Origin of the sequence: Flavobacterium chuncheonense (assembly GCF_042686145.1) — a bacterium.
Lineage (GTDB): Bacteria > Bacteroidota > Bacteroidia > Flavobacteriales > Flavobacteriaceae > Flavobacterium > Flavobacterium chuncheonense.
In genome coordinates, this window is the sequence record NZ_JBHUPC010000006.1 from 185,351 (window position 1) to 211,641 (window position 26,291).

A 26,291-nucleotide genomic window follows, 5' to 3' on the forward strand; every position below is an offset into this window, starting at 1 on the left:
AGGAAATGAAAAAAGAAGAAATTGAAAGCAAATTGCAACCAATTTCAATAAATGGGGAGCAATTAAGCCCTATACTTCCTGAGGGAGTTAAAAACTACCTTATAGATATTGATGGAACAATTTGTGATGACATTCCAAATGAAGAGCCAGAGCGAATGGTAACAGCGCAAGTTTATCCTGATGCATTGGTAACTTTGAATAAATGGTATGATGAAGGTCATATTATCTATTTTTTTACTTCACGTACAGAAGAACACAGAACCGTTACCGAAGCTTGGTTAAAACAACATGGTTTTAAATATCATGGGATGTTGATGGGTAAGCCTAGGGGAGGTAATTACCATTGGATAGACAATCATTTGGTAAAGGCGACTCGATATAAAGGTAAATTTACTGATTTAATAGATAAAGAAGTTACTATTCAAGTATTTAAAGACGAGCAATAGTTTAAAGTATAAACAGAAAACATAGTATTATGTCTGAAAATTTAGTAGTGCCTACAATGGCAGAGATGATGGCTCAAGGAAGAGAACCGGAAATTTTATTTTGGGTTGGTTCAGCGGGTAGTTATGATGATAGAGCAAAAAAGATTACAAGAGCATTTGTAAGAATATTAAATAAAGCAAATGTTGATTTTGCGGTTTTAGGAACTGAAGAGAGTTGTACTGGAGATGTTGCAAAGCGTGCAGGAAACGAATTTTTGTTTCAAATGCAGGCAATGATGAATATTGAATTATTAAATGCTTATAATGTTAAAAAGATTGTTACTTGTGATCCACACTCGTTCAATTGTTTAAAAAATGAATATCCTGGACTAGGAGGAAAGTACGAAGTTTTGCACCATACTCAGTTTATTAAAGACTTATTAAGTGAAGGACGTATAAAATTCAATACAGATACCTATAAAGGAAGTCGCATTACTTTTCATGATCCGTGTTATTTAGGAAGAGCTAATAATGAATACGAAGCACCTCGTGACATTTTAAAACAAACTAATGCTACTATAGTTGAAATGAAGCGCAGTAAAAATTCAGCATTATGTTGTGGAGCAGGTGGCGCTCAAATGTTTAAAGAGCCTGAAAAAGGAAATATGGACATCAATGTATTACGAACAAAAGACGCATTCGAAACCAATCCAAATATTATTGCTACAGGTTGCCCTTATTGCAATACCATGATGACTGATGGTGTTAAGTTTAATGAGAAAGAAAATGAAGTAAAGGTTTTAGATATTGCTGAAATAATTGCTAATGCTCAAGATTTGTAAGATGTTTAAAGTAATTACTTTTAGTTCTTTTTTATTATTCAGTTTGTTCGGCTTTTCACAAAATGAAGTGATTTTAGATGTTATTGCAAAAGAAACGTGTTCTTGTATTTCAGAGCGTAATATCAATTTGGAAAATGAAGATGAAAATCAATTGACTATGGAATTAGGCTTGTGCATGATTCAAAGTTATAAAAATCATATTGATGAGTTTTCTTTAGCCGAAAGATTGGACATGTCAAACTCAACCCAAATGAGAGCCTTTGGTGAAAAAATTGGGTTAAAAATGGTTAATCATTGTCCAGATTTTGTATTAGCATTAGGAAGAAAGAAACTTAATGAAACGGATGTAGAGGATGCAGATTACGAAGATGAATATGCTGCAATAGAAGGAAAAGTAAAATCCATATCGTTTTCAAATAATTTAGTTTTAAAAATAGTTGAACCTTCAGGAAAAGTAAATGAATTTATAGTGCTAAATGATTTTGATAATTCGTTTTTACTGACTGATAAAGTGTTAAAAAATAATGATATTGTAAAAGTTAGTTATTACGAAATAGCCCTTTATGATGTCAAATTGAATAAATTTATTGTTCAAAAAATAATTTCTGATTTAAATAAAATATAATGTACGTACCCTTTGATACTTTACCAGCACATTCTCGAATTTGGATTTACCAATCGAATAGAAAATTTTCAGAGAGTGAAGAATTAGAAATTACAGAAGCAACGAAAGCCTTTTTAGAAGATTGGTCAGCGCATGGTCAAAGTTTAGAAGCTTCTTTCCAAATCGTTTATAATCGTTTTATTATTATAGCTGTAAATCAAGACGTGCAAGCTGCAACAGGTTGTTCTATTGATGCTTCAGTGCAATTTATTCAAGCCCTAGAACAAAAGTATAGCATTGACTTGTTGGATAAAATGAATGTTACATTCAAATTAGGAGAACACATAGCACACAAATCTTTGATTGACTTCAAAAAAATGGCTAAAGAAAAAGCAGTTTCTGCTAATACCATAGTGTTTAATAATTTAGTGAATACAATAGGAGAGTGGGAAGAGTTTTGGGAGGTTCCAGCAAGTGAAAGTTGGCACAGTCGCTTCTTTTAATATTAACTTAATGTTAAGTTTTTTAACCTATTAAATAGTATTTTATCTGATTTTCAAAGTTAAATTATTCATAAAAATCCTACTTATCGTTTTTTAATGTAATTTATCGGCTATTTTATACCAGTTAACTTTAGTATAATATCTTTAATCTGTAATTAAAGCTATTAACTATGAAACTTAACCACGGTATTATTGCAAGCTTATTGCTGTGCATTCCATTTGCTTCATTTTCTCAAGTAGGAATTGGTACTACTTCTCCACAATCAGATTTACACGTTGAAGGAACTCTTCAAGTAACCAACACAGATGCTGTGTCTACACCAGTAAAATTAACGGGTATTGGCACTGAAGGTAGAATTACTGATGTTGTATTAGGAGATAACTTAAATTTAACAGGTAATGTCTTGTCATCAGTACGTTCGGATGTGGCGAGTTATAAAATTGCAACAATAAATTTAGCTGCTACAAATAATTCAAATAACGTGTTTAACAATGTTAATTTAGATTTAAGTGGCGTAAACAAAGAAGTTGTTGTTTTTAGAGTTGTCGGAGCAACAACTGGTTTTTCTGTAACTGGTATTCAAGGAGGTGTAGATGGAAGACATATCATTATTATCAATACAACTTCATCAGCTATGAGTCTTGAAAATGCAAATTCAGGTTCAACCGCTTCAAATCAAATTAATACTTATGAAAGTAGTGCAGGAGGAACATTATCAACGCAAGGTCAAGGTACTTTTGATTTAGTGTATGATGCAAGTTCGCAAAAATGGATTGTGATAGATGTAAGAACATAATAATTTTAGCGTTTTATAAAGATTTTTACTTTTAATTTTTAGTATATTTGAAATCACCACTACTTCGGTATTGGTGATTTTTTTATATTTTACATTTTCAATTTATATGCGCAATTTATTACCCATTCTTCTACTTTTATTCCATTTTTCATTTGCTCAAAAAAAATCAAATTTACCACAACAACAATGGGTAGATAGTATTTACAACCGTTTGTCATTTGAAGAAAGAGTAGGACAGTTGTTTATGGTTGCCGCTTATTCTAATAAAAATGAATCGCATTATCGTGATATTGATGCTTTGGTTGAAAAATATAAAATTGGAGGGGTAATTTTCTTTCAAGGTGGTCCTGTACGTCAAGCGCAATTAACCAATCGTTACCAATCTAAAGCGGATATTCCTTTGTTTGTAGGGATTGATGCGGAATGGGGATTGAGTATGCGTCTGGATTCTACCTATCGTTATCCATGGAACATGACTTTAGGCGCTATTCAAGATTATAGTTTGATAGATAAAATGGGGATGCAAATGGCCGAGCAATCGAAACGAATGGGGATCCATTTTAATTTTGCGCCTGTAGTTGATATCAATACCAATCCGAAAAATCCAATTATTGGAAATCGTTCATTTGGCGAAGATAAAATTGGTGTTACCAATGCTGCAATTGCTTTAATGAATGGTTTACAAAGTGGCGGTGTTTTTGCTACAGCAAAGCATTTTCCAGGTCATGGCGATACTTCAACGGATTCGCACCATACTTTACCTGTGGTTAATTTTGACCGCAAGCGATTGGATGATGTGGAGTTGTATCCTTACAAAGAATTGATTAAAAATGATTTAGCCAGTATAATGGTAGCTCACTTGAATGTTCCAAGTATTGAGCCTCGTGATGGTTTTCCAACTTCATTATCCTATAATGTTGTGACTAATATTCTGAAAAATGAATTGCATTTCGAGGGATTAATTTTTACTGATGCCTTGAATATGAAAGGAGCAAGTAACTTTAAACAACCTGGAGATATTGATTTAGAGGCCTTTTTAGCAGGTAACGATGTGTTGCTATTTGCTGAAAATATACCTGTGGCAGTACAACGTTTTAAGGAAGCTTTGGAAGATGGAAGATTGACTGAGAGTAGATTAGCTGAATCGGTAAAAAAAATTTTAAAATACAAGTATAAAGCCGGATTACATCAGTATAAGGAGATTGTATTGAAGAATTTGTTTGAAGATTTAAACCAATCTAAATACGATGCGATGAACTATAAACTGTATGAAAATGCAGTTACGCTATTAAAAAATAAAGACAAGTTATTACCAATTAAAAAGCTTGACAAAGAATCGATTGCATACGTAGGATTGGGAGATGATTATAATACAACTTTCGTTGAGAAATTGAATGCTTATACTAAAGTAACTGAAATAAAAGCTACCAATATTGATTCTGTTTTAGTGGCATTACAAGACTATTCAAAAGTTATTATCGGTTACCATAGAGCAGATGGGGCTTGGAAAAACCATAATTTGACTTTTAAAGATGTAATGTGGATTGATAAAATTTCAAAACAGAACAAAACAATTGTTACATTTTTTACAAAACCGTATTCGCTATTAAAAATTAAAAATTTCGACGCAATTGAAGGATTGATTTTAGCATATCAAAATAATGATTTTGCGCAAACTGTTGCTGCTCAAGCTATTTTTGGAGCTGTTGCTATGAATGGGAAGATACCAGTTTCAATAGACGAAGAATTTCATGTAAATGATGGTTTGATTACTTCAAGAATTAATATTTTAGGTTTTGAAGCTCCTGAAAATGTAGGTTTGGATGCAATTAAGTTATCCAAAATAGATAGTATTGCAAACTATGCTATTGCAAAGAAAATGACACCTAGTATACAAGTATTGGTGGCTAGAAAAGGTCAAGTAGTTTATCAAAAGGCATTTGGGTATCATACGTATGAGAATCAGATTCCAGTCCATAATTCTGATTTATATGATGTGGCTTCTTTGACTAAAATTTTAGCAACGCTACCCAATTTGATGGTTCAGTTTGATAAGGATAAACTAAAATTGGACACCAAATTAGGAACAATGTTGCCAGCCTTAAAAATTTCAAATAAGGCGAATGCTACACTTTTGGATATGTTAACGCATCAAGCGCGTTTTCAACCTTGGATCCCTTTTTACAAAGCAACTTTAGACAGTTTGGGTAATCCAAGTGAAAAGTATTACCGTTCAACGTATTCGAAAGAGTTTCCAGTACAGGTTGCTGAAAATTTGTTCATTCGAAAAGATTATAATGATAGCATTATTAAAACAATTGCCGAAAGCGATTTGTTGCCAAAAAAGAAATACAAGTACAGCGATTTTTCATTTATTTTAATGAAAGAGTATTTGGAACGTGTAACAAGTAAAAAACTAGATCAGTTGGCGTATGATAATTTTTACAACAGTATGGGGGCTACTACTATGATGTATAACCCCTTGCAAAAATTTGATGTTAGCAAAATTATACCAACAGAAATTGATAATTATTACCGTCATACTAAAATTCAAGGCTATGTTCACGATATGTGTGCTGCTATGCAAGGTGGTGTTGGTGGTCATGCTGGGATATTTTCCAATAGTTTAGATGTAGCCAAAATGATGCAATTATTTTTGCAAAAGGGAAATTATGGTGGACACCAATACTTTACAGAAACAACTTTTGATAAGTTTAATACTTGTTATTATTGTAAAGATGATAATAGAAGAGGAGTAGGTTTTGACAAACCACAATTAGGTGAAAGTGGGCCTACATGCGGATGTGTTTCAATGACAAGTTTTGGTCACACAGGTTTTACAGGTACTATGGCGTGGGCTGATCCAGAGAAAGAATTGGTATATGTTTTTTTATCAAACAGAACGTATCCTGAAGCAGGAACCAATATTTTATCACGTGAAAATATTCGTGAGAAAATTCAAGAAGTTATTTACGATGCTTTATTAGATTAATTATGACATCCACAGCAAAAACACCAGAAGAGTATTTAAACGAAGTTCCGCTTGAACGCAAGCCTGTTTTGGAAAAACTTCGAAAAACCATTTTAGAGAATTTACCAAAGAACTTTAAGGAAGGGATGGGTTATGGAATGATAGGATATGTCATTCCACACGAAATTTACCCGAATGGTTATCATTGTAATCCAAAATTACCTTTACCGTTCATGAGTTTTGCTTCACAAAAAAACAGTATTAATTTTTATCACATGGGTATATACGCTGATAAAAATCTTTATGATTGGTTTGTGAGTGAGTATCCAAAATATTCAAAACGTAAATTAGATATGGGGAAAAGTTGTATTCGTTTTAAGAAAGAAGAAGATATCCCTTTTGAATTAATTGGTGAATTGGTGCAAAAAGTGTCGGCTGAAAATTGGATTTCTTTATATGAAAGTATGCTGAAAAAATAATTTAACGAATATTTAAAATAGGTTATCTATTATTTGCTGTACTTTTAAAAATTAATCTAAAACCACAATATGAAAATAGCTATAGTTTGTTACCCAACCTTTGGAGGTAGTGGTGTTGTTGCTACCGAACTAGGGTTAGAATTAGCTAAAAAAGGACATGAAATTCATTTTATAACGTACAGTCAACCAGTACGTTTGGAGTTGTTAAGTAATAACGTTCACTTTCACGAAGTACACGTTCCAGAATATCCATTATTTCATTATCAACCCTACGAACTTGCACTTTCGAGTAAATTAGTAGACACTATTAAAATGTTCGATATTGAATTATTGCATGTACACTATGCAATACCACATGCCTACGCAGGATATATGGCCAAAAAAATGTTGGAGGATGAAGGAATTAAAATTCCAATGGTTACAACATTGCATGGTACTGATATTACTCTAGTTGGTAAACACCCATTTTACAAACCAGCTGTAACTTTTAGCATAAATAAATCGGATTATGTGACGAGTGTATCAAAGAGTTTGAGTGACGATACATATAGTATATTTGATATCAAGAAAGAAATTCATGTAATTCCAAACTTTATAGATTTAAATAAAGCAGATATTGCACATGAAAATCCTTGTAAAAGGTCTTTGATGGCAAATGAAGGAGAGCGAATTTTAACGCATATTTCTAACTTTAGAAAAGTAAAACGTATTGATGATGTAGTGAAGATTTTTTACGAGGTGCAAAAACATATTCCGGCAAAATTGATGATGGTAGGAGAAGGACCAGAAAAAGAAATGGCAGAAAATTTATGTGAGGAATTAGGTATTCAAAAGAAAGTAATCTTTTTTGGTAATAGTAATGAAATTGATAAAATTCTTTGTTTTTCAGATTTATTCTTATTGCCTTCAGAAACCGAGAGTTTTGGTTTAGCCGCTTTAGAAGCAATGTCCTGTGGAGTTCCGGTAATATCTAGTAACTCAGGAGGACTTTCTGAAGTTAATTTTGATGGAAAAACAGGCTATTTGAGTGATGTTGGTAATATTATGGAAATGAGCCAGAATGCTTTGAAAATTTTAGAAAATGATGAAATTTTGAGTGAGTTTAAAGCAAATGCAAAAGAATCGGCAAAACAATTTGATATTAAGAAAATAGTTCCGCTATATGAGGAGTTATATTATACAGCAATAAAAAACAGTTAAATGAAAAAAGTAGTAACAATAGTAATGATCATAGTGCTTATGGTTTCCTGTAATTCTGCTAAAAATGGAGGAGCACACGGTTTTAGTGTTTTAGCCTCTGGTACAAATGGCGGAAGTGAAAACTTTTCATATATAGTTTTGGAGAATGATAATGATTTAGCTGAAGCAATATCAAAGTTACCTATTGAAGAAAGTGATTATGATAAATTGTTAAACGTTAATTTTAAAGAAAATAATGTATTAATTTTACATTTAGGTCAAAAGAATACCGGTGGTTATGGTATAGAAGTTGAAGACATTCAAAATAAAAATAATGTTATTACGGTTTTTTATAAAATTGTAAAACCTAAGCCAGGTGAAATGGTAACTATGGCATTGACGAATCCTTTTACAGTGGCTGCCATTCCAAAAGCAAAAGAGACTCTAATTAAAGAAAGTAAATAATAAAAAAAGGTTCCATATTTGGAACCTTTTTTTATTATTATAATTTTACCAGCGGTAACGAATACCTAAAGCTACATCAGGACCAAAATGATCATCTAAACCATCATTGATATATATTTCAGGTCTGAAATCTAACGATAATTGTAAAGGGAAATCAAAATTGTACTCGATACCAATATCTCCTGCAACGAAAATAGCAAATTCGTTATGGTCTTCTTTCCAATCGTTACTATTTTTTGGATGATCATAATGATAACTCCAGTTACCAAATCCACCACCTACACCAGCATACCAATTGAAACCTCCTTCAATATTCCATACCCATTGGTAAAGACCTGCCAATTTGATAGCATCAAAATGATTATTATCTCTCCATCCAAGATCAAACTCTAATCTGTTATTTCCAGAAAGACCATGTTGGTAAGAAATTTCTCCACCAAATCCATCATTAGAGCCTAGTCGTAAACCAATGGCATGTTTTGAAATATCCTGAGCATTTGCATTAAATGCCAATCCCATAAGCATAAAAGCGGATAAAATTAATTTTCTCATTTGTATCTATTTTAATAAAGTTAAGTTTTAATTAGTTGAATAAGTATCAAGCTTTTCATTTTGTTGTTGCGACGTGTTTTGAGGAGTCCCCATTAGGGTAGCAATTTGTGCATTAAGGTTTACATTGATTTGTGTGTCATTGTATATTACTCCAATATTCTCGGCTACATATTGCGTTGCAACCAACACTTCATTATTGGTTAAAATGTTATTTGATATTTGAACACCTTGATAAGAAGCTCCAATAGTCATAGTAACTTTTACTTTTGAAGTTTTAACATTTGAATAGGTAATACCATTAACATCATAAGTAGCTAATGTTTCACCACCATAGGTGTTAAGTTCGTAATCAATATCTAACAATACACCTTGAACAGTTTGTTGAATGTTACCCGTTTGAGGTTGACTGTTTAACATTTGGTTGTTTGAGGCATCTGCATCAAAAATTACAAAATCAACAACTGATAAATCTAAATTTACAGGTACGCCAGTTCCGGCATTTACAGAAAAATCTCCAGTTATAAGTAGTTTGTTACCATCTTTTCTTACACCATTATTGTTTAAAGTAGAAGAATAAAATCCAGCTGGAATACCATCTGTCTCAAATTTTTTGTAATTAATTCCATTTATTAGTGTGTCCTTTGAAATAAATAAGGAATCTCTAAATGTATTTCCACTACTATCTGTAACATCATAATTCCAGTAGTTACCTATTTCTAAAGACAATGCAAAAGGAGTTGAATTGTTATTTGATCCATTGTTACTATCATCAGAACTTGAACAAGAAAATAGTAATCCGGTTAATCCAATAAATATAAATTTGGTAAGCTTCATAAGAAAAAATTGAGATTTATAAAGCTAAGATAATAATTATTTTTGATTTTGTAAGAGATTTATAACACCATTAAGTTCTAAATCGATCTTATTTTCCATTTCAAATAGTTCCTCATTTTCTTTTTTATCTATTGGTTTGTGTTGGTATAATTTCCATCTTTTTCTATTGTATTCTAGTGCTGTTAGGTTTTCAATCCAATCTCCTGAGTTTAAATACAATGTTGAACCTTTATTGTTTGATTTTCGAATGATTTTTGGTTCATGGATATGGCCACAGCAAACAAAATCATATTGGTTATCAATAGCAATTTCTGAGGCTGTAGTTTCAAAGTCAGATATAAATTTAACGGCTTTTTTTACACTTGCTTTTATTTTTTTGGATAATGAATACGGTTCTTTATTCATCTTTTTTAGAAACCAATTGATGAAACGGTTTATTAAAATAAGATAATCGTAGCCAAAACCACCAAGTTTTGCAATCCATTTTGCAGAATGAACCGAGCTATCAAAAACGTCGCCGTGAAAAAACCATGCTTTTTTACCGTCGAGTTCCAATACAATTTTATCAACTAATGAAAAGTTTCCCATATGAGTTTCACTGAATTTTCGAAGCATTTCATCATGGTTTCCAGTAATGTAATAGACTTTGGTTCCTTTGCTAGCAAAATTGATTAGTTTTTTGATAACCTTTAAATGAGCTTTTGGGAAGTAGGATTTTCGAAACTGCCAAATATCTATAATATCGCCATTTAAGATTAAAGTTTTGGGTTTAATGGAGTTTAAATAATCCAATAATTCATGTGCATGACAACCAAATGTCCCTAAATGTACATCTGATATTACAACAAGATCAACTAAACGTTTTTTCAAATTTTCAAATTTTATACAAAAAACCACTATAAATATGAATTGATAGTTAAAATGATATTACTAAAAAGTTATCTAAAAAAATAAAAGTTAGTTTATTATTATTACGAGCTTGGTAAATAATAGTTAAATTTGTTTGAACAAATTGAAAAAATATGGCAGGAAATACATTTGGAAAGCTACTTAAATTAACAACTTTTGGTGAATCACATGGAGAAGCTTTGGGAGGAATAATTGATGGTTTTCCTGCAGGTATTACGATAGATTTTGAGGCCATAAATAATGATTTACGGCGAAGAAAACCTGGTCAATCCTCTATAGTTACACAGCGTAAAGAAGAAGATGAAGTGCAGTTTTTGTCGGGTATATTTGAAGGAAAGAGTACCGGTACTCCAATAGGGTTCTTGATTGCTAATACTAATCATAAATCAGGAGATTACTCTGAGATAAAAAAAACCTATAGGCCAAGTCATGCCGATTATGTATACGAACAAAAATATGGAATTCGCGATTATCGAGGAGGAGGAAGAAGTTCTGCAAGAGAAACAGTTAGTAGGGTAGTAGCAGGTGCATTAGCGAAACAGATTGTGCCAAATATTAAATTTACAGCTTTTGTTTCTGCAGTAGGTGAAATTTCATTGGATAAAAAATATCAAGATTTAGATTTTTCAATTATTGAAGATAATGTTGTACGTTGTCCAGATAGTGAAAAGGCTAAGCAAATGGAACAATTCATTAAAGCGGTTAAGAAGAGTGGCGATACGATAGGAGGTATAATAACTTGTGTAATACAAAATGTACCTATTGGTTTAGGAGAACCTGTTTTTGATAAATTACATGCCGATTTAGGTAAAGCAATGCTATCTATTAATGCGGTTAAAGGTTTTGAATTCGGTGGCGGTTTTGAGAGTGCTAGAATGAGAGGAAGTGAACATAACGACCTTTTTAACGAAGACGGTACTACTAAAACTAACTTTTCAGGAGGAATTCAAGGTGGTATAAGTAATGGAATGGATATATATTTTAATGTTGCGTTTAAGCCCGTTGCAACTTTATTGCAAAAGCAAGATGTTTTAACAAACCAAGGTGAGATAATTGAATTACAAGGTAAAGGGCGTCATGATCCTTGTGTGGTGCCTAGAGCGGTACCCATTGTTGAAGCAATGGCAGCTTTAGTGATTGCAGATTCTTTCATGTTAAACAAAATTTTTAAATAGTTATGTTTTATTAAAGTGTTAAATTTTAAATGTATTTTTAATTGTATTGTTAAAATTTTTATATTTATTTAAAATTTATACCTTATGAAAAAAACATTACTTTTTCTGACATGTATGGCTATAGGCCAACTTTCGGCACAAACACTTCAGTCTGAAAGTTTTAATGCATTAACAATTGGCAACGTAGGTACTGATATAACAGGTACTACTGCAGGTCAAGGAGGATGGTTAACTTATGCTGAAAATGGAGCAGCTGGTACATCTTCTACTAATGCTAATAACAGTAATTTTCAGATTGTGGTTTCGGGTTTTAATAGTACTAATGGATTACAATTTATTGGGCCTAATGGAAATGCAGGTGGTCGTTATATGTGGAAAGATGGTTTAGGTGCTGCTTGGGCTTCTCGAACTGCAGGAAACAATAATATTGAAGTAGAATTTGATTTTTATACTGGTGCCGTTACAACGAGCACGAGTCAAGTAGGGTTGCGTATTTATGGTTTAGATGGTAGTACTTATCGTACACTTACAGGTTTTTCCTATATTACTAATACAAGAGTATTGTCGGGTGTTGCATATTTGAATAATTCTGGAACTTTAGGTACTTATAGTATAACCTTGCAATCAGGAGGTTTGGTATTAAATGCAAACACTTGGTATAGGATTGGTGTTGGATATAATACTACTAATGGTCAACCGTATTGGAAAATTAATTCAACAAGTTCAACTATTACATTAACAAATTCTGCTTTTTACACTGGGCCGTTTAGCCCTGTTGAAGTTGATTTTTTACAAGTTGCACCGACAACAAATTCGACTACAGCTACTCTAATTTTTGATAATTATATTGCAAAGGCTACTGCTACAGATAATTTATTGGGTAATGAAGCTTTTTCAAGTGAAATAGGTGGTACATTAGCTATTTATCCAAATCCAGTTAATGACGTTTTAAATATTAAAACTGAAACTTTAAATATTGAATCGGTTCAGATTTATGATGTTAATGGTAGAGTTGTAAAGGATATTGAAGGAACTGATAGTAATAACCAAGTAAATGTTGTAGACTTAGAATCGGGGGTTTATATGATAAAAATTGTTACCGATGAAGGCTCTTCAACTACAAAGAAGTTTATAAAACAATAAAAAAGTTTTAGACATAAAAAAAGCGACCAATAACTTGGTCGTTTTTTTATATAAAATAATTTGATTGAATAGATTGTGTTAAATTACTCAATCTATTTACAAACCAACGTTTTGTGTATTTTTATTTTAGTTTAAAATATTAATAATTAGTTATTTGTGTTAATTTATTCTTCATTACATTTTGATTGGTTGTAATTTTATAAATTATTAATTTTTTCAATCATGAAAGCAAGATTATTTTTTTTAATTTTTATTGCAATTGGACAATTGTATGCTCAAATACTTGATTCTGAAAATTTTGATGCATTGACAATTGGCAATGTAGGAACTAATATAATGGGGACTGTTCCAGGACAAGGAAATTGGTTAACTTTATCTAATAACGGTGGATTTGGAGCAACTTCAACAAATGCTGACAATAGTAACTTTCAAATTGTAGCTTCAGGTTTTAATGGAACAAATGGTTTGCAAATCATTGGTCCCGATGGAAATTATGGTGAACGAAAAATGTGGAAATACGGTTTACAAACAGTATGGGCATCACGTACAGCAGGTAATAATAATATTGAAGTTGAATTTGATTTTTATACAGGAAATATAACTACAAGTGATAGCTCATTTGATATATACATTTATGGTCAAAACGGTTCATATTATTATATACTTGCAGGGTTTTATTATGTTATTAATACAAGAGTTTTATCTGGAATTGCCTATTTATCCCCTGATAATGGGTTTGGTGGGTTGGAAAATTATCTTGCATCTTTACAATCTGGAGGAGGAGATTTAATTTTAAATGCTAATACATGGTATAGACTTGGGGTTGGTTACAATACAACTACAGGGCAAGCGTATTGGAAAATTAATATGTCTGTTGAAACCATTTCAAAACAAACTATTTTGACAGGAATTTATAATCCTATTGATGTATATATCCAGTTATATGGAGGAAATACAAATTCAACTATTGCAACTGTTGGTTTTGATAATTATCTTGTAAAGGCTACAGCTGCTGATAATTTATTAGCTGCTGAAACTTTTTCAAATGAATTAGGTAGTACTTTGGCTATTTATCCAAATCCAGTTAAGGACGTCTTAAATGTTAAAACTGATACTGAAAATATTAAATCGGTTCAAATTTATGATGTTAAAGGAAGGGTTGTTAAAGATGTAATTGTAAATCAAAATAGTAGTCAATTAAATGTTGCGGATTTAGAATCGGGTGTCTATATGATAAAAATTGTTACCGATCAAGATTCATCAACTACAAAGAAGTTTATAAAACAATAAGTTTATAATTATAATACAAAACGACCTATTTATAGGTCGTTTTGTATTATAAAAATTTTGTCTTAATCTCAGGTGTTGGTATCATACAGTTATCCTTCTTACCATACCACTTATATCGGTTTTTAGCAATGTAATCGTAAACGGTATTTTTAATAGTATTTGGAAGTCCAATAAAACCATATAAAAAGGAATGCCAACTGTTTAATTCTTTTGCAATACGTAAAGCGGCTTCTGCTTTAGTGTAATAAGCAAATCCAGGTTCATATAATATTATAGAATCCGTTTTTGAAGTATCAATACCCAAATAGGTTATAATCTCTTGCCCGATTTCTGACTGTATTGAAGCAAATCTAAAATGATCATTAACATCGTGTTTGCAAATTAATTGTACAGAAGCATCACACAAATTACATACGCCATCAAAAAGTACTATTTTTTTGTCTTTCGGTAATTTTTGAACATCCATAACTTTTAAATTATAAAGGTTGTATGTATTCTAACTGGTCCAAACTAACTTTAGAAGTAAAAATACCATAATTCACTACGGCTTTCGTTTTTTCAATTTTATCAATGGTACCTATTGATTTACCGTCAATCATTCGCACACGATCACCAACTTTTAAAATTACTTTAGGTTTGTTTTCTTCTATTTTTTGTGCTTTTATTTTTTGCTCTTTCTTCTCTTTTCTAATTTCTTCAACCTTTTCCTTAACTTCGGCAATTACTACTTTTTCAACTTTTTCTTTTTCAATCTTTTCTTTTTTTGTTATTTTTTTTCGTTTTGAGTTCTCAATTTCTACCATTTTTAAAAACTCTCCAATCAATGTCTTTTTGTCTTTATTGTTGAAATATTTTTCAGAAATATCATCCAATCGTTGTCCTAGATAAATTAAGCGTTGGTTAGCATCGTAAAGCTCTTGATAGCGCTCTAGTTTATCCTGAATCTTAGCATTAATATTTTCCATTTTTTTACTCTCTTCTCGTGCCTTTGATTCTTCTTCTTTTAAATTTTGAGAAGTTTTCTCCAGTTTGGAACGTTCTTTTTGAAGAGTTGCTATGGTTTTGTCAAAACGAACTTTACTCTTTTCAATTTTCTTTTTGGCACGGTTAATTAACCCAAAAGGAATTCCATTTTTTTGAGCTACTTCAAAAGTAAAGGAACTACCAGCTTGTCCCAAATGTAGTTTGTACATGGGTTCCAATGTTTTTTCATCAAAAAGCATGTTGGCATTAATGGCACAAGGCAGTTCGTTTGCCAAAATTTTTAAATTGGTATAATGCGTGGTTATAATTCCAAAAGCTTCACGGGAATAGAATTCTTCCAAGAAAGTTTCGGCTAGCGCACCTCCTAATTCAGGATCGGAACCGGTTCCAAATTCATCAATTAAAAACAATGTTTTAGCATTACATTTTTTAAGAAAATAGTTCATGTTTTTCAAACGATAACTATAGGTGCTTAAATGGTTTTCAATAGATTGATTGTCGCCAATATCGGTTAGGATTCTGTCAAATAAAAACGTTTCACTGCGCTCGTGAACAGGAATTAAAATTCCAGATTGTAACATTAGTTGTAATAAACCAATGGTTTTCAATGAAATGGTTTTTCCACCTGCATTTGGTCCAGAAATTACTATAATTCGTCCTTCATTTGTGAGTTCAATAGTTTGTGGATGTGTGACTGCTCTTTTCTCTTTGTTGTTTAAATAAAGGATAGGGTGGAATGCATCTCTGAAAAATAAACGTTTTTCTTCTGTAATTTCGGGTAAAATAGCATTTATAGCATTTGCATATTTAGCTTTTGCAGCAACAATATCAATATGAGCTAAAAAGCTTTGGTACTCCAATAAAAGTGACTTAAACGGACGGATTTCATTGGTTAATTGTTTTAATATGCGAATAATCTCTTCGCGCTCGTCTTGTTCTAATGTGTTTAATTCTCTAGAGTAACGTAAAGTAGCTTCGGGTTCTATGTAAACGATACTTCCAGTTTTGGAAGATCCTAAAACAGAACCTTTGACTTTTTTGCGATACATAGCTAAAACAGCTAGTACGCGACGGTTTTCCACAACTGTTTCTTTGATGTCATCCAAATAACCAGAAGCGTTGTATTGTGATAAAGCTAATCCAAAGCTTTGATTTATTTTACCACGAACCAATTGCATGCTTTTTCGAATGTTAACCAAATCGGGAGAGGCATTGTCTTTAATTTCTCCATATTTGTCAAAAACAACATCAATGGCTTTGTTAATGTCTTTTGTTGTTGCAATAGTACTCGCGTATTCGTTTAATTTCGGGTAGTATTCTTGAAATTTCTTCAAAAAAAGGAGTAAGAAATTAGCTGTTGTTGCAACATGAGCTATTTTTTTAAAAGAGTTAACATCCAAAAAACTGTCTTCTATACCCAGTAGTTGTAAATCTTTGGTTATAGTCTCAAAACCGTGATTGGGTATAGCATTGTTATTAATAAAAGACGATACATACTCAGAGGTTTGAAATAACTCTAGCAATAACTCTTCCTTATTTTTAAAAGGTGTTATCTCAAGTGCCATTTCGTGTCCCATTTCAGTATTACACTTAGCTGCAATGGTTTCTAAAATAGTATTAAATTCTAAATCTTGTAACGTTTTATTGGTAACTGAAATCATTTTACTAATTTTCTCTTTTCAATTAAATATTCTTCTCCTTCTACAATCCAATATTTTTTTGTCCAAATACCATCTTTATTGAAATGATATCTAAAACGTTCATTTTCATATAGGGGTAAACTTCCTAAGCTATATATTGGATAATCAACTTTAGGGGTATCTTTCCTTTCAAGTTGTGTTAAATTTCCGTTTTCATCGTAAGTATAGTAAATCTCATTTGTTTCAATTTTTTTATAAAGTATGGAATAACTGGTCTTCTTTGATATTCTATTATTAGAATCGTACTGAAATTCTGTTTTGAAATCCTTTTCAAGTATACTATCATTATTTATCTTGGAATCACAATTCTCAATTATCTGAGGTAAGCCACTTTTGTTGAAATTTGAAAAACATTTTTTAAGTGAATAATCGGATTCAGTTAATTGATTGTCTGAATTGTATTTTAATTTGTAGAATATGGTATCAGTAGTTATTCTTTTTTGCTTATTTTCTTTTATTTTCTGATTAATTATTTGGTAATCGACATCGTTATTTGCGTTATAGTGATAGTACGTTTTATATACAGATTTGTTTATTCTATATTTAACAATTTTACCATTTTTTAAAGAAAAAATATGTTTTGCTTTAAATTTTTTTAAATGAGGATATTGAATGATTATTTTTTTATATTCTTTTAAATTTTCTAAGTCATCGATTTGATCTAATTGATGTAATGACTGTGAAAATGAAATTTTAAAGATTAAAAAAGTTATTAAAAAAAATATTTTAGACATTTTAGATTCTCGCATATACTGCAAATTTACACGCATTTGAAAGATAAATTTCTATTTTTGGTAAAATTTTAAGGTATGCGTATAAAGATTGAAAATAGTTGGCAAAATCAACTTCAAAATGAGTTTGAAAAGGATTATTTCAATGCTTTGATGGATAATTTAGAAGAAGAATATCAGAATTTTGAATGTTATCCTCCTAAAGATTTGATTTTTAATGCATTTAATCAATGTGGTTTTGAAAATACCAAAGTCGTAATATTAGGTCAAGACCCTTATCATGGGGAGGGAGAGGCTAATGGATTGGCTTTTTCTGTAAATGATGGTGTTAAAATTCCGCCTTCATTGCGAAATATATACCGGGAAATAAACGCAGAATACGATACTATTTTTGAGCCGATAGAACAAAGCTCTGGAAATTTAGAGCGTTGGGCACAACAAGGAGTATTGTTGTTGAATGCTACATTAACGGTTCGAAAAGATACACCAAACAGTCACAAGCATTTGCATTGGCAACAGTTTACAGATGCTGTTATAAGTTTGTTGTCACATGAGAAAGAACATTTGGTTTTCATACTTTGGGGGGCTTTTGCACAGAAAAAAGCCAAGCTTATTGATGAAAAAAAACATTTGATTTTGACTTCAGGTCATCCATCACCGATGAGTGCAAATCAAGGGAAATGGTTTGGTAATAATCATTTTTTTAAAACAAATAATTATTTGAAAAATAAGGGTTTAAATCAAGTTAATTGGTAGGTTACTTTAACTTAATTAAAAGTTAATTCTCCTAAAATTTCTTCTTTCATAAATGGTCCTCCAGGATATTTTGCAGTATAGTCAAGGTTAAGCCATATTTTTTGACGTTCGTCAATATGATAATGAATTTGTTGGTTTTTCGCTTCTTTTTCAAAAAGGACTTCTTTGATTAAATAGGTTGCTGTTTCCAAATCATTTTTATCACCTATAAGCATTTCTGGGTACATGTGACCACCTGTGTGAATAATACGTGGTGTACCTCCAATAGCCTTTATAGATGCAGCCATTAAAATGGCATGATCATCACAATCGCCGGAAAAGTGCTGTAAGCTTTCTGAGGCATAGGCAATGTATTCTCTGCCTTTTGGGTCGTTTACATAGTTCCAATGGTCTTTGATTTCTTTAAAAACAGCAAAACATTGAATTAATTTCCTGTTTTGATTATAATTAGGAGTGTTTTTAAAGTGTTGCGTGGTAGCGTATAAAGCAAAGTTTCGAACTTTAGGATTTGTAAAATCAACCGCATCAACAATTTTCGATTTATTAGGAAATGGTAAAAGCTTTGAAATAATTAAATCTTGAGGTTTTGGGCTTTCACTCATAAAATAAATCATATACCTATAATCTTCAAAAACTCTTTCAAAACCATAATTTCCAAAGATGGTACCGTAAGTTAGTGTTATCAGGTAAAAGAAAATACAAAGTATGATTATAGTTTTTAAACTTCTTAGAATTAATTGAATGATTACAAGAATAATTAAGAACATTAATATCCTATCTAGGTTGTATACCCAATGTAATTCAATTAAGTTTTGATGTGCAATCAAAAAGGTAGGGATTGCAATTAAAATGTTCAATAAAAAAATGATAATAGTATCCCAAGGCTTTGGTAAAGAAAGCCTTTCTTTGAGTTTTGTAAAAGAAATGGGATGTATTGTTATCATTAAATCTTTAAAACGATAAAATTAAGTATTTATTTAACTATCGTTTCATAAGGGACTATTTTTTCAATAATATTTAACGCAAATAATTGATGCTGGATTTTATCCAAAGTTTTTCTGTCCATTTGCTTTTGCGACCATTGGGTAACTTTTAACCATTCTTGAATATCTTCTGTTTTCTGATTGTACTTTGAAGCTAAAGTACGGTCAATACTAGGAATCATCTTAAACTCTTCCGTTGTAGTGTTTATAATCTCTAATATTTGTTCGATAATATGCGATTGGCTCTCTAAAACCTCATTACGAACTGCAATAACAAAGCATGGCCATGGTGTAGGACAGTCACCAACTCTTCTAAAAGTACCATTGTCAACCAAAGGTTTAGTCATAAAACGTTCCCACATGAAATAATCAGCAGAGGCTGAAGTTAAAGCTTCGACAGCACCACCAATGGTGTTTACTATTTCAAATTGAAGCTTATTTGTATCCCAATTGTTGTTTTGTGCGTTCACATAACTCATTAAGTGTGAACCTGAGCCCATACGTGATATTGCTGCTTTTTTGTTTTCTAAATCAGCAATTGTTTGGTAAGTACTATTAGCCGCTACGTGTATGCCCCAAATAAGAGGTGTTTTAACATAAACCTGTACAATTTTACTGTTATTACCTGCAATAATATCCTTTACGATGCCTTCACTAAGGATAACGGCAATATCAGTTTCACCATTACGAAGCATTTCACACATTTTTCCAGTCCCTTCAGGAACATCGGTCCATTGCAAATCGATTCCGGCATGTTCAAATTCTCCATTTTCGATGCACAAATGCCATGGTAAGTTAAAATGTTCAGGTACACCTGCTATCTTTATTGTTTTCATATTAGTTTGATTCTTATTTACAAAAATAGAAATAAACAATAAGCTTTTTGAAGGCTAATTAAATTATAATTGTCTGAATGTAGAAATGAATTGTAATATTTGGTGTATGTTAGATGAATTGATGAAAAAGCGTTCCATTCTAAAAGTGCTTCATGACTACTGAATTAATTTTTCTAAGGTATAATCAATTAATTTTTCTATCACTTGATGCGGATCTTTACTAAAAGTACCATTTGGTCGATTGGCAATGATGGCATTAAGAGAAAGACATTCGTGACCTAATAGCTTTCCTAAGCCGTAAATCGCTGCCGTTTCCATTTCAAGATTGGTCATTCGTATACCTTTAAAATGAAATTTTTCAATTTTATGATTCAAATCAGGGTCTTGAATGGTTAACCTTAAAATACGTCCCTGAGGGCCATAAAAACCTGGAGCTGTTCCAGTGCACCCTTTTACCATTCTATTATCATCTATTTTTTGTTGTAAAGCTTTACTACATGAAATCACATATGGTTTTCCTTTTTTTAAATCCCAATTGGTTTGATTGATGAAAGCATCTTCCATTTCTTTTTCGGTAACGGAATCAATCAAATAGGAGCGTAGCATGTTATCCATTCCTATAGTAAATACACTCATTACAAAACTATCAACAGGAATATCCTGTTGTAATGAGCCTGATGTGCCTATGCGGACAATATTTAATTTTGTTGTGGTTGCTTTAGGTTGGCGTGTTTCTAAATCAATGTTTACCAAAGCATCAAGTTCATTCATTACAATATCAATGTTGTCAGGGCCTATTCCTGTAGAAATAACGGTTATGCGCTTTCCTTTATAGGTACCTGTCTGCGTTTTGAATTCTCTTTTTTGGGTTGAAAACTCTATAGAATCAAAACGTTTTGTAATAGTCGTTACACGATCTGGATCACCTACAAATATAATATCATGAGCAATGTGCTCCGGTCTTAAATTGATATGATAGAGACTACCATCAGGATTAAGAATTAACTCAGAATTTTGTATCATTTTGAATGCAATAACATAAATTGTTAATTAGATTTACTATAACTATCAGCCTCCTACACGCTTTGTTTTAAAACCTTTGTCTTTTAAAATTTGCATTATTTTATCGCGATAATCCCCTTGAATGATGATTTCTCCATCTTTAAAGCTTCCACCTACAGCTAGTTTACTCTTGATTTCTTTTGCTAAAATTTTAAAATCTTCGTCTTCACCTTCATAACCTGATATGATGGTAGTTGGTTTCCCTTTTCTTTTTTCGTATTTACAAATCATAGGTTCTTTTTGAACGAATAATTCATGTGGTGTTGTATCTTCAATTTCCGTATCTTCAATTGGTTGATGATCAGGAAAGAGTTTTTTTAATTGCTCGCTTAAGTCCATTGGTTTAGTATTTAAAAGCAAAAAGACATTAAGAAAATCTCAATGTCTTTAGTTGAAGTTATAAATTTACAATTATTTTTTTATCAAGCCAAGTTCTACAAGCCTTTCGTATAAAAAATCACCTGCTGTTGTATCTTCATATAGTTTTGGATGTTCAGCATCAATACATTCTGGTAAACAATCCAATTTCATATCGCTAACTGGATGCATAAAGAACGGTATAGAATAACGTGATGTTCCCCATAGCTCTCGAGGAGGGTTTACTACTTGATGTATGGTAGATTTTAGTTTGTTGTTGGTATGTCTCGACAGCATATCTCCCACGTTTATCATCAACTCATCGGGTTCCGCTATGGCATCAATCCAATCCCCATTGTGGTTTTGGACTTGTAATCCTTTACCTTGAGCACCCATTAGCAATGTAATCAAGTTAATGTCTCCATGGGCAGCAGCTCGAACAGCTCCGTCTTTTGGTTCATCAGTGATAGGAGGGTAGTGTATTGGGCGTAAAATACTATTGCCTTCTTTTACAAAAGCGTCAAAATAAAATTCGTCTAATCCGATGTATAATGCTAATGCTCTTAAAACATAAACACCTGTTTTTTCTAACATTTGGTAAGCTTCTTTACCAATTGTATTAAAATTTGGTAGCTCTGTAACCGTAACATTATCTGGATATTCTCCAGCATATTTAGATTCTTCAGAAATGTATTGGCCAAAATGCCAAAATTCTTTCAAATCACCAGCAGAACGACCTTTGGCATGTTCTTTACCAAAAGAGACATAACCGCGTTGTCCACCAATACCAGGAATTTCATATTTTGCTTTTGTGTCTAGAGGTAGTTGAAAGAAATTTCGAACCTCATCGTACAAATTTGTTACCAATTTGTCATCTAAAAAATGACCTTTTAATGCTACGAAACCAATTTCTTCGTAGGCTTTTCCGATTTCATTTACAAAATTTTGTTTACGTACCGGGTCATCCGATAGGAAATCACGTAAGTCAACACTAGGAATTTTTTGCATTTGAATACATTTTGTTACTAACTTACAATAGGCTAGCGCCTATACTTACAAAAGTATAGAATTAATTTTAATTGAATTTGTGAAAGTTATTAACAAGATAAACAGGTATAGTGTTAGAGTGTAAACTAACAAAAATATTTTATATAACAAAACCTGTTTAAAATGTTATTTTTTATACTTTTGAAGCAAACTAAACCGACCGATAACATATGCATTTTGATCGAAAAAACTTAACCAATACTGAATTACTGGATTTGTACAAAAAACTTTTAAAACCTAGAATGATTGAAGAAAAAATGCTTATTCTTCTTCGACAAGGAAAGGTTTCCAAATGGTTTTCAGGTATTGGACAAGAGGCTATTTCTGTAGGAATTACAGCTGTTCTTGACAAAGATGAATACATATTACCTATGCACCGTAATTTAGGGGTATTTACAACTCGCGATATTCCATTACACCGATTGTTTTCACAATGGCAAGGTAAAAAAACAGGTTTCACTAAAGGAAGAGATCGTAGTTTTCATTTTGGAACTCAGGAGTATAAAATTGTGGGAATGATTTCGCATTTAGGACCACAACTTGGTGTTGCCGATGGTATTGCATTAGCAAATCAACTACAAGGGAATGGTAAAGTTACTGCTGTTTTTACAGGTGAAGGTGCAACATCTGAAGGTGATTTTCATGAAGCATTGAATATTGCTTCGGTTTGGAATTTACCCGTATTATTTGTGATTGAGAATAACGGTTACGGATTGTCAACACCAACAAATGAGCAATATCGTTGTGAAAATTTAGCCGATAAAGGAATTGGTTATGGAATGGAAAGCCATATTGTAGATGGAAATAATATTTTGGAGGTTGTTGATCTGATATCAAATTTAAAGGCTTCAATGAAAGAAAAACCACGTCCCGTTTTATTAGAATTTAAAACATTTAGAATGCGTGGTCATGAAGAAGCAAGTGGAACAAAGTATGTGCCGCAAGAACTTATGGATACTTGGGCAGAGAAAGATCCTATAGAGAATTATAAAGATTTTTTGTTGAGGACCTTTGTTTTAACTCCAGAGCAGGATGCAGAATTCAGAACTGCAATAAAGGCTGAAATTGATGAAAATTGGGCTATAACTCAAGCAGAATCAGATATTGTTGCTGATTTAACTGAAGAGTTAAATGATATGTATCAACCATATGAACATGAGGTTTTTAATCCTACTGATTCAAATGAAAATATACGCTTAATCGATGCGATTTCAAGTGGATTGAAACAATCTATGGAACGCCATAGTAATTTGGTTATAATGGGACAGGATATCGCGGAGTATGGTGGGGCATTTAAAATTACGGAAGGTTTTGTAAAGCAATTTGGTAAGGAACGTGTGCGTAATACTCCTATTTGCGAAAGTGCTATTGTTTCTGCTGCAAATGGTCTTTCAATTAATGGGTTTAAAGCAGTTGTGGAAATGCAATTTGCAGATTTTGTCTCGACTGGTTTTAACCCAATAGTGAATTTATTAGCAAAACAACACTATAGATGGGGCGAAAAATCAGATGTAGTGGTGCGTATGCCTTGTGGAGGTGGTACTCAAGCAGGTCCATTTCACTCGCAAACCAATGAAGCTTGGTTTACCAAAACGCCAGGTTTAAAAGTTGTTTACCCAGCATTTCCTTATGATGCTAAAGGGCTTTTGAATGCCTCAATTAATGATCCAAATCCTATATTGTTTTTTGAGCATAAGCAGCTTTATAGAAGTGTTTATCAAGATGTACCTATGGAATACTATACTTTACCTTTAGGAAAAGCGGCGCTTGTAAAGGAAGGGAATAATATTACTGTGATTTCTTTTGGAGCTGGTGTACATTGGGCTTTAGATACATTGAAGCAAAATCCTGATATTTCTGCAGATCTTATTGATTTAAGAACTTTGCAACCGTTAGATTGGGATACCATTTATAATTCAGTTAAGAAAACCAATAGGGTTATAGTTTTACAAGAAGATTCGCTTTTTGGAGGGGTAGCAAGTGATATTTCGGCAATGATAATGGAAAATTGTTTCGAATACCTAGATGCACCAGTCAAACGAGTTGGTAGTTTAGAAACCGCAATTCCTTTTGTCAAGGCTCTCGAAGATCAATATTTACCAAAAGAAAGATTTGAGAAGGAATTAAAAGCTTTATTAGCTTATTAATAATTTAATGTCATAAAAAAAGCCTTGTTGTTCAAACAAGGCTTTTTTTGAAGTTAGTTTTAACTTTTATCTTTATCTTTTTTACCCCAAATTTCCACTTTTGCCCTTTTGTTAGTAACCATACTTCCTTTGGAATCATATTCTAATTCAAGGTGTTTAATTTTATCATTTTTATCGGGTACATCATAAGGTATTGATGAAGTTCCATTAGTAAGTACTCCAATACCTTTTGCATCATAAGTTTTACTTTTTCCATTTTCCATTACAATTTTAATGCTTTTAATTTGTACAGTACCTTGAACGCATTTTAATTTAATTTTGTCCACTGTTCTTTCATTACCTGTTAAAGTAACTTTGTCTTTTTCGTTTTTAAAGGCTACAGATTTTTCACCAATTTTAATCCAATTATCACCTTGAGCAAAACTAAAAGTAGTTAGCAAAAGGAATAGTAAAACAAATCTTTTCATATAATTAGTTTTTAAGGTTTATTTATTGTTTATCAGTGTTTTGTAAAGTTAATTAAAATTTTGATAGCAAATAAAATTGTCTTTAATTTAATGCCATTTTTTATTACCAAATGAGAAGGTGGCTAATAAAGCAGGGCCGTTATAACTCCATACAAAGTGACCATTTAAATGACGTCTTTCAGCATCAACTCTGAAATGCATTCCTGTATAAGTAGCGGTTAAATCGAGTTGTTTTACGGCACGGAAGGTTAAACCAAAATTGTATGCCAATATACGACCTCTAATGTTGTCAATTTCTACGGCTAAATAATCGAATTCACCGTTAAAAGCAAACCGTTTGCTTAGGGAAACACCACCCCAAATACCAAAATCAGGTAAAGGAGCAGTAAAACCTAAATCTTCTTCTGCTTCGAGTTCATTATTAGCAGTTGTTAAACCTATACCAACATTTCCTCCAATAATATGTGCTCCAAATAAAAGGCCAACTTCAAAAGTAGGTTTGCTTAATATTGCATACCCATAGGAAAAACGATAAATTTGAGTATTAAAAAATGCATTTACAGTAGCATCTATATTGTAGGTATTATCTCCAAATTCAATATCTTTTTTTAAAGTATATTCTGAATTTCTACGAATGTTATAATAGGTTAAATCAAAACGCGAACGACTTGAAGCACGCCATTGAAAATTTGCTATAAATGTACTAGCTGTTGTTGAAAATCCTAAATCGTCTTCGAAATCTATTTCTGTACCAATTTTACCATTATTGGTTCCAACCCTAATGCTTGTATTGCTATTAGCTTGAAATAATCCAGCAGCTATTTTAAAGCGTTCAACGAACCATGGAACATCTCGATCTTTTGTATTAGAAGGTGTTATTGTGTTTTCATGGATGGTTATTTCAAAATTATTTAACTTTTGAAAGTAATCATTTTCTAATGGATTCTGACTCCAAAGTGGGAACGAAAAGAAAAATAGGATACTTAAAAAAACAGGAAATATTGTTCTCATGTAAAATCAATTTTTAGATTCAAAAAACTACTTTCAGAGTTT

The 26,291-nt window shown here is 31.9% G+C and carries 27 protein-coding genes; 14 read left to right on the forward strand and 13 right to left on the reverse strand.

The window, feature by feature from the left end; all coding sequences use genetic code 11:
- Nucleotides 1-5: 5 nt before the first annotated feature.
- From ACFS5J_RS01090 to ACFS5J_RS01130, 9 genes are all read left to right on the forward strand, one after another.
- Nucleotides 6-446 (forward strand): LNS2 domain-containing protein, encoded by a 441-nt coding sequence (locus ACFS5J_RS01090; RefSeq protein WP_379810074.1) that lies wholly within the window; start codon nucleotides 6-8, stop codon nucleotides 444-446.
- A 29-nt stretch (nucleotides 447-475) separates the two neighbouring features.
- On the forward strand, nucleotides 476-1,267 hold the full coding sequence (locus ACFS5J_RS01095) for a (Fe-S)-binding protein (protein WP_379810075.1): 792 nt from the start codon (nucleotides 476-478) through the stop codon (nucleotides 1,265-1,267).
- Between the two features lies 1 nt (nucleotide 1,268).
- Entirely contained in the window at nucleotides 1,269-1,892 is a 624-nt protein-coding gene (locus tag ACFS5J_RS01100) for a hypothetical protein (RefSeq protein ID WP_379810076.1), read from the forward strand.
- Entirely contained in the window at nucleotides 1,892-2,374 is a 483-nt protein-coding gene (locus ACFS5J_RS01105; RefSeq protein WP_379810077.1) for an ABC transporter ATPase, read from the forward strand. Before ACFS5J_RS01100 ends, ACFS5J_RS01105 begins: the two co-directional genes overlap by 1 nt.
- 170 nt (nucleotides 2,375-2,544) lie before the next feature.
- The gene (locus tag ACFS5J_RS01110) at nucleotides 2,545-3,171 is read left to right on the forward strand and encodes a hypothetical protein (protein WP_379810078.1); all 627 of its coding nucleotides are present in this window, start codon (nucleotides 2,545-2,547) and stop codon (nucleotides 3,169-3,171) included.
- Between the two features lie 106 nt (nucleotides 3,172-3,277).
- Nucleotides 3,278-6,163 (forward strand): glycoside hydrolase family 3 N-terminal domain-containing protein, encoded by a 2,886-nt coding sequence (locus ACFS5J_RS01115; RefSeq protein WP_379810080.1) that lies wholly within the window; start codon nucleotides 3,278-3,280, stop codon nucleotides 6,161-6,163.
- Nucleotides 6,164-6,165: 2 nt separating this feature from the next.
- Nucleotides 6,166-6,621, forward strand: coding sequence for a DUF1801 domain-containing protein (locus ACFS5J_RS01120; protein WP_379810081.1), 456 nt, complete (start codon nucleotides 6,166-6,168; stop codon nucleotides 6,619-6,621).
- A 69-nt stretch (nucleotides 6,622-6,690) separates the two neighbouring features.
- Nucleotides 6,691-7,821: an N-acetyl-alpha-D-glucosaminyl L-malate synthase BshA gene (gene bshA / locus ACFS5J_RS01125; protein WP_379810082.1), complete on the forward strand. Its 1,131-nt coding sequence runs from the start codon at nucleotides 6,691-6,693 to the stop codon at nucleotides 7,819-7,821.
- Complete coding sequence (locus ACFS5J_RS01130) at nucleotides 7,822-8,265, forward strand: protease complex subunit PrcB family protein (RefSeq protein ID WP_379810084.1); 444 nt, start codon at nucleotides 7,822-7,824, stop codon at nucleotides 8,263-8,265.
- Nucleotides 8,266-8,310: 45 nt separating this feature from the next.
- On the opposite strand, the gene ACFS5J_RS01135 is transcribed toward ACFS5J_RS01130, so the two are convergent.
- Genes ACFS5J_RS01135 through ACFS5J_RS01145 form a run of 3 tightly spaced genes read right to left on the reverse strand, consistent with a single transcriptional unit; the run spans nucleotide 8,311 to nucleotide 10,521 of the window.
- Complete coding sequence (locus tag ACFS5J_RS01135; protein ID WP_379810085.1) at nucleotides 8,311-8,817, reverse strand: hypothetical protein; 507 nt, start codon at nucleotides 8,815-8,817, stop codon at nucleotides 8,311-8,313.
- A 27-nt stretch (nucleotides 8,818-8,844) separates the two neighbouring features.
- Entirely contained in the window at nucleotides 8,845-9,651 is an 807-nt protein-coding gene (locus ACFS5J_RS01140; RefSeq protein WP_379810086.1) for a hypothetical protein, read from the reverse strand.
- A gap of 36 nt (nucleotides 9,652-9,687) precedes the next feature.
- Nucleotides 9,688-10,521, reverse strand: coding sequence for a UDP-2,3-diacylglucosamine diphosphatase (locus tag ACFS5J_RS01145; RefSeq protein ID WP_379810087.1), 834 nt, complete (start codon nucleotides 10,519-10,521; stop codon nucleotides 9,688-9,690).
- 152 nt (nucleotides 10,522-10,673) lie between these two features.
- On the opposite strand from ACFS5J_RS01145, the gene aroC reads away from it, so the two are divergent.
- The 3 genes from aroC to ACFS5J_RS01160 all read left to right on the forward strand — a co-directional run bounded on the left by aroC (nucleotide 10,674) and on the right by ACFS5J_RS01160 (nucleotide 14,168).
- A complete protein-coding gene (aroC, locus tag ACFS5J_RS01150) occupies nucleotides 10,674-11,735 on the forward strand; it encodes a chorismate synthase (protein ID WP_379810088.1) in 1,062 nt (353 codons plus the stop codon).
- 84 nt (nucleotides 11,736-11,819) lie between these two features.
- Entirely contained in the window at nucleotides 11,820-12,878 is a 1,059-nt protein-coding gene (locus ACFS5J_RS01155; protein WP_379810089.1) for a T9SS type A sorting domain-containing protein, read from the forward strand.
- 222 nt (nucleotides 12,879-13,100) lie between these two features.
- Entirely contained in the window at nucleotides 13,101-14,168 is a 1,068-nt protein-coding gene (locus tag ACFS5J_RS01160; RefSeq protein ID WP_379810090.1) for a T9SS type A sorting domain-containing protein, read from the forward strand.
- A gap of 46 nt (nucleotides 14,169-14,214) precedes the next feature.
- Here ACFS5J_RS01160 and ACFS5J_RS01165 read toward each other — a convergent pair whose 3' ends face one another.
- From ACFS5J_RS01165 to ACFS5J_RS01175, 3 genes are read right to left on the reverse strand one after another with little or no spacing between them, the layout of a single operon-like run.
- Nucleotides 14,215-14,634, reverse strand: coding sequence for a thiol-disulfide oxidoreductase DCC family protein (locus tag ACFS5J_RS01165; protein ID WP_379810091.1), 420 nt, complete (start codon nucleotides 14,632-14,634; stop codon nucleotides 14,215-14,217).
- 10 nt (nucleotides 14,635-14,644) lie between these two features.
- Nucleotides 14,645-16,813 carry an endonuclease MutS2 gene (locus tag ACFS5J_RS01170; protein WP_379810092.1) on the reverse strand — a complete coding sequence of 723 codons (2,169 nt, stop codon included), beginning with the start codon at nucleotides 16,811-16,813 and terminating at the stop codon, nucleotides 14,645-14,647.
- Nucleotides 16,810-17,586, reverse strand: a complete 777-nt coding sequence (locus ACFS5J_RS01175) for a hypothetical protein (RefSeq protein ID WP_379810093.1) — start codon at nucleotides 17,584-17,586, stop codon at nucleotides 16,810-16,812. The genes ACFS5J_RS01170 and ACFS5J_RS01175 overlap by 4 nt, the downstream gene beginning before the upstream one ends.
- 75 nt (nucleotides 17,587-17,661) lie before the next feature.
- Between ACFS5J_RS01175 and ACFS5J_RS01180 the strand changes: the two genes are divergently transcribed.
- Complete coding sequence (locus ACFS5J_RS01180) at nucleotides 17,662-18,339, forward strand: uracil-DNA glycosylase (RefSeq protein ID WP_379810094.1); 678 nt, start codon at nucleotides 17,662-17,664, stop codon at nucleotides 18,337-18,339.
- An 11-nt stretch (nucleotides 18,340-18,350) separates the two neighbouring features.
- On the opposite strand, the gene ACFS5J_RS01185 is transcribed toward ACFS5J_RS01180, so the two are convergent.
- From ACFS5J_RS01185 to ACFS5J_RS01205, 5 genes are all read right to left on the reverse strand, one after another.
- On the reverse strand, nucleotides 18,351-19,283 hold the full coding sequence (locus ACFS5J_RS01185; RefSeq protein WP_379810095.1) for a transglutaminase: 933 nt from the start codon (nucleotides 19,281-19,283) through the stop codon (nucleotides 18,351-18,353).
- A 29-nt stretch (nucleotides 19,284-19,312) separates the two neighbouring features.
- On the reverse strand, nucleotides 19,313-20,158 hold the full coding sequence (locus tag ACFS5J_RS01190; protein ID WP_379810096.1) for a substrate-binding domain-containing protein: 846 nt from the start codon (nucleotides 20,156-20,158) through the stop codon (nucleotides 19,313-19,315).
- Between the two features lie 156 nt (nucleotides 20,159-20,314).
- Entirely contained in the window at nucleotides 20,315-21,181 is an 867-nt protein-coding gene (locus ACFS5J_RS01195; RefSeq protein WP_379810097.1) for a nucleoside phosphorylase, read from the reverse strand.
- 45 nt (nucleotides 21,182-21,226) lie between these two features.
- Nucleotides 21,227-21,559: a translation initiation factor gene (locus tag ACFS5J_RS01200; protein ID WP_379810098.1), complete on the reverse strand. Its 333-nt coding sequence runs from the start codon at nucleotides 21,557-21,559 to the stop codon at nucleotides 21,227-21,229.
- 72 nt (nucleotides 21,560-21,631) lie between these two features.
- Nucleotides 21,632-22,585 (reverse strand): isopenicillin N synthase family dioxygenase, encoded by a 954-nt coding sequence (locus ACFS5J_RS01205; protein WP_379810100.1) that lies wholly within the window; start codon nucleotides 22,583-22,585, stop codon nucleotides 21,632-21,634.
- Between the two features lie 209 nt (nucleotides 22,586-22,794).
- On the opposite strand from ACFS5J_RS01205, the gene ACFS5J_RS01210 reads away from it, so the two are divergent.
- Entirely contained in the window at nucleotides 22,795-24,771 is a 1,977-nt protein-coding gene (locus ACFS5J_RS01210) for an alpha-ketoacid dehydrogenase subunit alpha/beta (protein ID WP_379810101.1), read from the forward strand.
- A 59-nt stretch (nucleotides 24,772-24,830) separates the two neighbouring features.
- Here the strand turns inward: ACFS5J_RS01210 and ACFS5J_RS01215 are convergent, their stop codons facing one another.
- Together ACFS5J_RS01215 and ACFS5J_RS01220 are read right to left on the reverse strand one after the other, a co-directional pair.
- Nucleotides 24,831-25,238 (reverse strand): hypothetical protein, encoded by a 408-nt coding sequence (locus ACFS5J_RS01215; RefSeq protein ID WP_379810102.1) that lies wholly within the window; start codon nucleotides 25,236-25,238, stop codon nucleotides 24,831-24,833.
- Nucleotides 25,239-25,325: 87 nt separating this feature from the next.
- Entirely contained in the window at nucleotides 25,326-26,249 is a 924-nt protein-coding gene (locus tag ACFS5J_RS01220; protein WP_379810103.1) for a hypothetical protein, read from the reverse strand.
- Nucleotides 26,250-26,291: the final 42 nt, after the last annotated feature.